The sequence below is a fragment of the Agriterribacter sp. genome (genome assembly GCF_035444585.1).
Lineage (GTDB): Bacteria > Bacteroidota > Bacteroidia > Chitinophagales > Chitinophagaceae > Agriterribacter.
The window spans coordinates 1-10,243 of record NZ_DAOMOZ010000116.1 but is presented as its reverse complement, the minus strand read 5'-3'; the positions used below and the strand labels follow the sequence as shown (position 1 = coordinate 10,243).

Annotated in this window: 8 protein-coding genes; 2 read left to right on the top strand and 6 right to left on the bottom strand. The window is 43.6% G+C overall.

What is annotated here, in order from left to right; all coding sequences use genetic code 11:
- From PLH26_RS13060 to lptB, 4 genes are all read right to left on the bottom strand, one after another.
- Positions 1-290 (bottom strand): GH3 family acyl-acid amido synthetase (locus PLH26_RS13060; RefSeq protein ID WP_324586473.1); only part of this gene is annotated, 290 nt, incomplete at its 3' end.
- Between the two features lie 82 nt (positions 291-372).
- Entirely contained in the window at positions 373-954 is a 582-nt protein-coding gene (locus PLH26_RS13055; RefSeq protein ID WP_324586468.1) for a PIN domain-containing protein, read from the bottom strand.
- On the bottom strand, positions 926-1,381 hold the full coding sequence (locus tag PLH26_RS13050; protein WP_324586467.1) for a helix-turn-helix domain-containing protein: 456 nt from the start codon (positions 1,379-1,381) through the stop codon (positions 926-928). Before PLH26_RS13050 ends, PLH26_RS13055 begins: the two co-directional genes overlap by 29 nt.
- A gap of 329 nt (positions 1,382-1,710) precedes the next feature.
- Positions 1,711-2,508, bottom strand: coding sequence for an LPS export ABC transporter ATP-binding protein (gene lptB / locus PLH26_RS13045; protein ID WP_324586466.1), 798 nt, complete (start codon positions 2,506-2,508; stop codon positions 1,711-1,713).
- Positions 2,509-2,725: 217 nt separating this feature from the next.
- On the opposite strand from lptB, the gene PLH26_RS13040 reads away from it, so the two are divergent.
- Positions 2,726-3,679 (top strand): methylenetetrahydrofolate reductase, encoded by a 954-nt coding sequence (locus tag PLH26_RS13040; RefSeq protein ID WP_324586465.1) that lies wholly within the window; start codon positions 2,726-2,728, stop codon positions 3,677-3,679.
- An 83-nt stretch (positions 3,680-3,762) separates the two neighbouring features.
- On the opposite strand, the gene PLH26_RS13035 is transcribed toward PLH26_RS13040, so the two are convergent.
- The gene (locus tag PLH26_RS13035) at positions 3,763-5,712 is read right to left on the bottom strand and encodes a peptidylprolyl isomerase (RefSeq protein ID WP_324586464.1); all 1,950 of its coding nucleotides are present in this window, start codon (positions 5,710-5,712) and stop codon (positions 3,763-3,765) included.
- Between the two features lie 91 nt (positions 5,713-5,803).
- Positions 5,804-7,231, bottom strand: a complete 1,428-nt coding sequence (locus tag PLH26_RS13030) for a redoxin domain-containing protein (protein WP_324586463.1) — start codon at positions 7,229-7,231, stop codon at positions 5,804-5,806.
- Positions 7,232-7,541: 310 nt separating this feature from the next.
- Here PLH26_RS13030 and PLH26_RS13025 point away from each other — a divergent pair, with 310 nt between their 5' ends.
- On the top strand, positions 7,542-9,962 hold the full coding sequence (locus PLH26_RS13025; RefSeq protein WP_324586462.1) for a hypothetical protein: 2,421 nt from the start codon (positions 7,542-7,544) through the stop codon (positions 9,960-9,962).
- Positions 9,963-10,243 lie beyond the last annotated feature (281 nt).

The following is a 10,243-nucleotide window of genomic DNA, read 5'->3' as shown; positions in this document are numbered from 1 at the left end:
GCAAACCACCGGATGGGCGTATTCCATAAAATGTTTTCTTCGCCATCCATCATACGTTGTATATAAGGCTTTAAGTCATCGTACTCATGGATGGGCACGGCTTTTTTAAAATCCCGTGTAGAAAACAAGGAAGAAAAATTGTATTTGCGGCCGAACTCCGTATACTGGGCAGAGGTAACCAGGTCCTGGAGTACTTCCCGCTGTGAAGCGATGGGATGCTGTACCCAGGCTTCAATACGCCACAGGCGCATGCGGGCCAGTTGCGATATGGTTGTGCTTAATATTCCCATTGGATTTCAGCAAAATAAAACATTTGCCAGAAATGAGGAAGTAATTCTTTCCGGTATAAACCAATGTAGAATGGAGCGTCTTTTACAGCAAAGCATGCAAATAATTCGCAGTGTCTTTAAGCCCGGCATTTCTTAACTGATTTAAAATCTCAAATTCATCCTGTTTGGGATTCTTTTTGTTCAATACCATTTCTTTGAAGGCCGCAATTGCCTGCTTCTGATTTAAATCTATAATATCAGTTAAAAAATCATCTGCTGATTTTACGTTTAAACTGAAGGACTGTAAATATGCTTCAGGGAAATCCTTAATATTATTGGTCACTATAACATTAGCATTTGTTTTTATTGCCGCAGCTAAAACGTGGCGGTCATATTCATCCGGCAACTCCAAATGGTTTATCAATCCCTCATAATTTTGTACTAAAGCGTCCGGGAAAGCTAAATTTGCCTTTTCTATTCTTTTGCTGGCCTCTTCTTCCGAAACGTTCCTTTCTTTCATCACCTTTTTCCATTCATCAAAGATGTGATTACTCCATTTTGGTGTATACAGGTCATAGTAGGCGAACCAAAACAATAAATCTCGGATGATTACCGGATAAATAACATTCGTATCCAGGACTGCAATAAATCGAACACTATGAATCATACAAACCTGTTTCTTCATCAAAATTCATAATGTCTATGATATTTTGTTTCTGTTGTTCTTTGGTTTGTTTTCTATATTTCATGATGTCGTCAAATTTTATTCTTCTATGCTTTCCCACTTTAGTGAATGCAATCTTTCCTTCTTCAAGCAATTTTACCAAATGAGGTCTTGAACAGCCAAGGATTTCGGCTGCTGCCTGAGTAGTTACTTCAGTGGCGACCGGAACAATGGAAATTAATTTTCCCTGACTCATAGCCTTTAATATGTCTCCCAAAAGCTTTAAAGCACTTAAAGGAATTTTAATTTTATCGCTTGTTTCGTCAATTTCAATTTCCGCCTGCTCGGAATTGATTTGCTTTAGAACAGATGCTAAAGCGCTGTAAGATTCGCCGGCAACTTTTTGGTCAAGCTTTGATGGTCTCTTTATATGCTCTAACACTTTCATTAGTAATGCATTTTATTATATACTGCAAATTTAGCGAAATAAACGAAAATAACGAAACAAACGAAACGATAGCTTGCTGCAGGTTATGAGTAGAATTTGCCCCGTACTTAGATCTGCTCACGAGTAAACCCATTCCCCAAAATTTTGTGTAAATAGTAGATCAGATGTTGATATTACGGATATTCCTGCTGTTAAGCATGGAAAACGACTGCTTATTAACAAGCTATAAGAGAATCGGAATAAGGCTAATTGCAAGACCAGGCATTGCCGGCGAAGTTAAATGCACAAAAATTCTTACAAAACCAACAAGGGTATTAACGCTTAGCTGATCACTCTCCCGGCTCCACTGCAGGATATCCCCCTATCGCTTTAACGGCCTCCTCGTGCAGATAATCTTTCCGTTTTAATTCAAAATTCCTTCCCAGGTAAAGCCGCCTCACCTGGTCGTCTTCGGCAAGCTCTTCGGCAGTGCCGTGCTTGAATATCTTTCCGTCAATCAGCAAATAAGCCCGGTCGCAAATAGAAAGGGTTTCGTTTACATTGTGGTCTGTGATCAAAATACCAATGTTCCTGTATTTCAGCCGGGCAACTACCGCCTGGATATCCTCCACTGCTATAGGGTCCACACCGGCAAAGGGCTCGTCCAGCAAAATAAATTTGGGATCAACCGCCAGGGCACGGGCAATTTCCGTTCTGCGCCTTTCTCCGCCGCTCAGCGAATCGCCGTTGTTCTTGCGTACATGATGCAGGTGAAATTCATCGAGCAGGTCTTCCAGCTTCTTCTTTTGTTCTGCTTTGCTGAGTTTGGTTATTTCCAGCACAGCGGCAATATTATCTTCCACGCTCAGCTTACGGAATACAGACGCTTCCTGCGGCAGGTAGCCGATGCCCATCTGCGCTCTTTTATACATGGGGAGTTTGGTAATATTCCCGTCCTCTAAAAAAACCTCGCCTTCATCGGGCTTTATCAACCCCACCACCATGTAAAACGTTGTGGTTTTTCCGGCGCCATTGGGCCCAAGCAATCCTACAATCTCTCCCTGCTTTACTTCTACCGACACCTGGTTTACCACTATACGGCTGCCGTATTGCTTTACCAGATTGCTGGTATGTATGGTGATGCTCAAATTATATGCTTTCGGCAAAAATACAGGATAGCTGCTAATTGCCGTTATTCGGGGCTTATAGTTTAACAGGCAATTGGAGAAAGTGATTTTGCCGTTACCGGGCGGTAAATAGTACTAAAACCGTTATTATTATCATTTATCTGCGCAACAGCCCGTTCCGGAATGCTGTGTTTGAATTATGTTTGCAAATTATTTCGAAAAAAGTACAGTTGGAACAATGAAAGTTACAGAGCATCTGCGCCAGGCCAAAGGAACATTGGTATCTTTTGAAATATTACCCCCTTTAAAGGGTAAAACCATCAATTCTATTTACGATCACCTGGATCCGTTAATGGAGTTCAAACCTTCTTTCATTAATGTAACCTATCACCGGGCAGAGCATATCTTTAAGAAAAAGGCCGACAGCAGCTTTGAAAAAGTGGAGATCCGGAAACGACCGGGAACCGTAGGCATTTGCGCCGCCATAATGAACCATTATAAAGTAGATGCTGTTCCGCACCTTATTTGCGGCGGGTTTACCGTGCGTGAAACGGAAGACGCCCTGATTGACCTTTATTTCCTGGGTATAGATAATGTACTGGTATTGCGTGGCGATGCAGCAAAGAATGAAACTTTTTTTGAACCGGAACCCGAGGGGCATAAGTACGCCATTGACCTGCTAAAGCAAACCGTAAACCTTAACAATGGCATTTACCTGGAAGAAAGTATCCGCAATGGCTTTCGCACCAATTTTTGCATTGGCGTAGCCGGCTACCCCGAAAAACACTTTGAATCGCCCAATGCTTCCACCGATATGCTTTATCTTAAAGCCAAAGTAGATGCAGGGGCCGAGTATATTGTAACGCAAATGTTTTTTGATAACCAGAAGTATTTTGAGTTCGTAAAAAGCTGCCGCGACAATGGTATTGATGTTCCTGTTATACCCGGCTTAAAGCCCATTTCATCCATTAAGCAACTGACCGTACTGCCCCGTACCTTTCATGTGGATATACCTACAGACCTGAGTACAGAAATACTGAAATGTAAAACCGATGCCGATGTAGAGCTGGTAGGTACGGAATGGCTGAAGCAACAATCCGTTGAACTTAAAAAAGCCGGGGTACCGGTGTTGCACTATTACACTCTGGGTAAACCATGGATGATCGAAAATGTGGTAAAGGAAATAATGTAGATTGGGAACAAGAATAAGTGAGAGCCCGGCATTGTCATAAAGCACCGTCCCTCGCCGCTGCGGTGAGACGGTGAGAGCCGTCTTTAGTGTGCTATTGTTTGCAAAATTTTTTCATTCACCTTCACCCGATACTTCTTCTTTAATACCTTAATCCATTTTTCTTCCAGCACTGCCTGGTAATCATTGATCACCAGGCCTCTCGCCTCATCGAAGCTTCTTTGTGCAGGCTCATGGTACACATTCAGCACATACATGAAATTGGTTGAACCGTTTGACGGGTCTGTTACGAGCGTTGTAATTTGTCCTGGTCGTATATCTTCCCCGGCACCTGGAACCTGCCCCAGTTCAAACCTGGCCGAATCGGCAATGATCCTTCCGGCAGAGCTTTCGGCCAGTGTTCTCCATTTTTTAATGTAATTCTCAATATCCCTGCTTATGTCTTCCGCGGTTTTACGGTCATCGGTTGTAAAAAATATGGCATTAACACTCGGCCCCCAGGTATATTTTTCTTTATGCTTTTCATAATATTGTTGCAGGCCTTTTTTATCTTCGGCGGCCTTGCTCCAAACCTCTTGTTCCATTATTTCAAACAGTTGGTTGCCTTCCGAAAATTCGGTTAGCTGGTTGCGGAAATCCGCATTGTAATCTTCCAGGTGAGCGCGGTAATAATCTTTTGCCTGCAGTGAAACAAATGTTTTCATAATGGCAGGGTAAGGCAGGGTTGAAGTTCCGCTGTATTTATTTTTTTCTGCCTGTATATAGGTTAACCAATCGTTTACTGTTGTATTTTCTTTATCAAACGAAAACAAAATCGCTTGCGCATCAATTCCTTTTGAAGGAATAAAATTGCCGCGCGCCAAAAAGCTGTCGGTAACTGCCCATAGCAGCGCATCGCTGTATTTTTTTTGATAGCCGGTGTGTTGCAGCATTTGTGCTGTAAACTGTTCGCCGGCAATATCAATGCGGCTGTCCTGCGAAACGGCTGTTTTAAGCAACGCTTCCGCCTGTGAACTATCGCTGCTAACAGGCAAATGTTTGATCCGTTTTACAAGATGAATACCGTAGGCCGTTTCAAATGGCACAGAAATGTCACCGTCATTTTTCAGGGAAAGAACAGCATTTTCAAAAACGGGATCATAGCGGCCCACGCCAAAATCGGGCATCAGTCCACCGGTGGTAGATGCATTTCTTTCCGAGCTGAACTGCCTTGCCAGGGCTTCAAAATCACCTCCCTGCTTTAATGCATTGTACAGTGAATCTGCCAGTTTCTTTTGCTTTTGCCGTTCTTCATTGGAAGCGGCCGGTGTATAAGCCAGCAATATCTGAGCCGCCCTCATCCTGCCAAAAGCAGGTCTTTCTGCTATCTTTTTAATGATATGATATCCTGCCCGGCTTTTGCAGGGCATAGAAAATGTGCCGGTTTGAAGCGTATAGGCAACGGATTCCAACGGGTAGGGTAAGGAAAAGACGGTAATAAAACCGATATCGCCTTTATTGTTTTCTACCGAAGGGTCAAGTGAATATTTTTCTGCGGTCAGGCCAAAGTCTGCCCCGTTTTTTAATGCCTCATAGGCCTTTTGTATGTTTTGCCAGGCAGCGAGGGTGTCAACCGCGTTTCCCGGGGTAACCGAGGGGTCTTTTACATAGCGCTCATCAAACGGGATAAATATATGGGCTATATGAATATCTTTCCTGCTGCGATTAAATGCTTCTTTAACGAGGGCATGGACAATGCTGTCGCTGGTCAGGTAATCTGTTTCTATCTGGCGGCGAAAATTAAGCAGGTCGTTTTTCTGGCCCGGGAGCGTATCCATTTTACGGTCTTTGGCCGCCTGCACCTTTAATTTAAAAGCGATAAAAAGATCCAGGTATTTGTGCATGGCCTGCCCGCTTTTATCACCTGTATTATTCTTATAAAAAGCCCTGAGGAATTCTGCTTTGTCAACCTTGTACTTTCCGTAAGTAAAAAGCGTTTGAGCAGAGAGACAACTCCCGGATAAAACAAGCAAAATAAAAACAACCGTTCTTTTCATATCATTACAACAGGTTAAGATACAGGTACGGCATTAAACTTTTAAGCATCTTTTCATTTCCCACCTTTCCCACATTTTTATTTCCACATCCCTATTTCATCTTCAGTTGCAGCAGGTCATCCAGCTGATCGTGGTTTAATTTTTTAGCAATGATGTTTTTATCCTTATCCAGCAGGTACAACACCGGCGTTTGATATACATCATATAACTGTTTGTATCCCGGTTTACCTGCGGCATATTCAGCCTCTTTTACCGCCGGCAACTGGTATACATGGGTCCAGTCTTTGAGCTGGTGTTCACGGATAAATTTCAACCAGGCTTCTTTTCCTCCCTCTGTCATTACACCATACATTTTAACCCCCTGTTTTTTCCATTTATTTTGAAAAAGAGAATCCAGTTGAGGCACTTCCGTTTGGCAGTGACCGCAGGTTGGGTCCCAGAAACAAATAACAATATACGGAGCTTTAATGCTGTACAATGGAGCGGGTTTGCCTGAGCTGTCAACCATGTTCATGTCGGCGGCCTTTTCACCAATGAGGTTGGCCATTACGCTGTAAGCACGGTCAAACACTGCTTTCCGGTATTTGTCATTAAGCCAGTAATCGGCTTTTCCGGGCGCATAATATCTTTCAAAAAGATTTACGAACACCGCATCCTGCCCCATATAGGTGGGATTGATGTATTTTTCCGTGAGTGATGAAAGGATGAATTTGAACATTTCCTTATTGCTGATAGCTGCATCTAAGATTGTATTGGCAGCCTTGCTCAGCGTATCGGGATGCTGCACCAGCACGTTGCTGAAATACCTCTGCAGCCTGGGCTCAAAAACGGGAGTGCGTACCAGTCGTTCATCCGTAAACGAAATCCCGTCCCAGTAATGCTGTTTGTAATATTGATAGGCAAATGCCGAATCGTATTTTCCTCCGGGCTGTTTGGACGCCTCAGGTATTTTTACTTCCTGCAATACATGAAAGATAGCGCTCAGCAAATGGGCAGGGTGCGCTTTTATAAATTGCTCCCGGTATTGCTGCATCTCTGCATTGAGCCTGGTCATTTCCGACCTTATCTTAACGGAATCCGGGTTGGCGGGATTTTCCTTCAGCTGCTTTTGCAATAAAAAAACAGATTTTCCTTTTTCCTGCGCCATCTTTTGGTAAGCCTGGAACAACTGGTTGTCGGAAGAGCCTGTGAATTGTGTTTTTCCAATAATGTCGGTTGTGTCGGCAACAACAGAAAAATGTTGCTGCTTATCTACCAACATCTCAAACCAGCCATTTTTTTTGGGAAAAATAACCATGTATACGCCGCCGAATAATTTTTCTTTTCCTGAAAAGGTTGCTTCGCTGTTGCTGTTGATAGCAGCCGAATCAATGATATATTGTTTGCTTCCAAAGTGATGCCCGAGGTAGAGGTAACCACTGGTAAATGGTTTAAGCATTACCTTTATCTGGTAACCATTTTGTGTAAAGCCGGATAAACCTGTTAAAAGGAATAAAAAAATTAAAATACGGGTCTTCATGCTTCTGCGCTGTAATGCCTGCAAATCTATTTAAAAAGGATTTGGATACTGCCTTATTAACGTACTATTTAGATTTTTGTTGAGCAGGTCAGCCGCGAAGTACCTGTTTTCTTTTTGTTTTTGTAGTTGTTGCTGATTGAAGGAAAGTAACCCATATGCTGCAGAAAATTAAATGTTATCTGCAATGGATGATATAACAAACAATAAAAAGGGCATAGAATAAGTTTTCATTGCTCTGTGAGCAATAATGGTAATATTTTAAATATACTTGTATATCATTCATTATTTCGACTTTAAACCCAACGCTGTTATGAAATGTTCAAAGCTGGTTGCCTGTATTGTTTTTCTGTTCGCGGTATTTTCTTCTTATGCGCAGCATATGGATCTTTCCAAAGCCGTTATATGGGTAAGCAGTGAAAAGAAAATATCACTGGAAAAGCCGGTGCAGGTATTGCGTGAGGAGATTCAGAGAAGGACACAGCTATTGCTTCCCGTTGTTACAAAGCAGCCCGATGAAACAAACACCGTTATTTATGTGCTTCTAACAAGCCGGGAATCCAAACTGCCAAAAACCATACGGCAGGTATTAGACGCTGTTGCGGAACCCGGTAATGAAGGCTTCAGGCTGCTGACAATAAAAGAACAAAATACCGTGGTAATAACGGCGAAGGATCCACGAAGCGTATTGTATGGCGTGGGGCGATTGTTGCGCAAAGCGTATATGCGTCCGGGGCAGCTGCTGGTGCCGGACAACCTTACTTTGTCAACCGCTCCCAAATATTCTATACGGGGGCACCAGTTGGGTTACCGGCCCAAAACCAATTCGTATGATGCTTTTTCTGTAAAGCAGTTTGATCAGTATATACGTGAGCTGGCTTTATTTGGCGCCAATAGTATTGAAATAATGCCTCCGCGTACGGATGATGATGATACCAGCGTGCATATGCAGCTTCCCCCGATGAAAATGATGGTAGAACAATCAAGAATTGCCCAATCGTACGGACTGGATGTATGGATGTGGTACCCGAACATGGGGCCCGATTATACCAACAGGGATTCACTCAAAAAAGAAATGCAGGAGCGGATAGAGGTATTTGCAGCCCTGCCCAAACTGGATCATGTTTTTGTTCCCGGGGGTGATCCGGGCGACCTGGAGCCCGATGTGCTTTTCGACTGGCTGAACACCGTATCGGTAGCGCTGCACCAGTTCCATCCCAATGCCAAAATATGGGTTTCGCCACAGGTGTTTCGCCCCGATCAAAAGTGGTTCGATGATTTTTTCAGGCATGTCAATAGCGGCTACCCGTGGTTTGGGGGCGTGGTATTTGGTCCGTGGGTAAAAATACCGCTGCCGGAATTGCGTAAGCTGGTAAAAGCGGAGATCCCCATCAGGCGGTACCCTGATATAACGCACAGCTTAAGTTGTCAGTATCCCGTGCCGGACTGGGATGTAGCCTATGCTATGACGTTAGGCAGAGAATGTGTGAATCCCCGGCCGGAAGATGAAAAGCATATCCACAATATCCTGGCCTCCTATGCATCGGGCAGCATCAGCTATTCGGAAGGGACAAATGATGATGTGAATAAATTTATCTGGAGCGACCAGGATTGGGACCCTCAAACACCCGTATTGGAAACACTGCGTGATTATAGCCGTTTGTTTATGAATACTGATATTGCAGAAGCGGCGGCGCAGGGCATTATGAATTTGGAGCAAAATTTAAGAGGCCCGCTGCTTACCAATGAAAAAGTGGAGCAAACGCTTCAGCAATGGCAGCAAATGGAAAGTGAAGCCTCCCCCGAACTTATAAAAAATTTCCGCTTCCAGATGTGCCTGCTAAGAGCATATTATGATGCTTATATACAACGCCGCCTGATATATGAAAAAGCGTTGGAGACGCAGGCAAAAGATATGCTGGAAAATGCAACCGCCGAAACCTCTCCGGTGGCCATCATGCAGGCAAAAATGATACTCGAAAAAGCGGTGGAAGAACCGATAGGCCGGGCATTGAAGGAAAAATGCATGGTGCTTGCCGATTCATTGTTCAGCAGCATCGGGGCACAGCTTACCATTGAAAAGCATGGGGCTATGCCCGGCAGGGGGAATTTCATCGACAATATAGATCTGCCGCTCAACAATGCGCCATGGCTCCTGGATCAGCTTTCGGTACTGGAAAGGCTTGAGGATGATAACGAAAGAGTAAGTAAGATAAAAGAAATGCTACACCGTACCGACCCGGGGCCGGGCGGATTTTACGATCATTTCGGATCGGTACAGAGCAAATACAGGCTGGTTCCGGAAAAAACATGGCAGGACGATCCCGGAAGCCTGCAATCGCCGAGGATAAGTTTCGGAGTAGGTATAATAGGGGAAGAATGGGTACATGAAGTAAGATCACAGGGTTTTTCGGGACAAACCACTCCGGATGCCTGGATGAGCCAGATCAATACCCTCTACGATACGCCATTAAAGATCCGGTACGATAATCTGGATACAACGGCTACTTATAAAATGCGGGTAACCTATACCGGCAGGTTCCGGTCAAAACAAAAGCTGGTAGCCAATGATAATATCATTATTCATGATTTTATACAAACCGGCGAAAAGCCCGTTTATGAATTCGGCATTCCAAAAGAAGCCACTTCCGGCGGGAAGGTGACTTTTACCTGGACATGCGGCGAAGGACAAAGAGGATCGCAGGTAACGGAGGTTTGGTTGATGAAGAAATAATTAAAGTTTTGCAAGGGAGAAAATAATTCTGTGTTGAAAAAATGCCAGACACACAGGCACAATAGAAACACAATAGAGAAAAAGACATATACTAAAGCATAATAGCAGATTAAAATCTATGTGCACCTATGTGGCTATGTGTTTAAATATAGCCAGCCCAATGAATTGCTTACTATTTGGCACCTGACTTGTCCCCTTCAAATTTAGTGCGGTCATAAATGATTGTTTATCAGTTATTTAATATTTTATTTTGTTATTTTTACCGCACTAAGGGGTGTTTT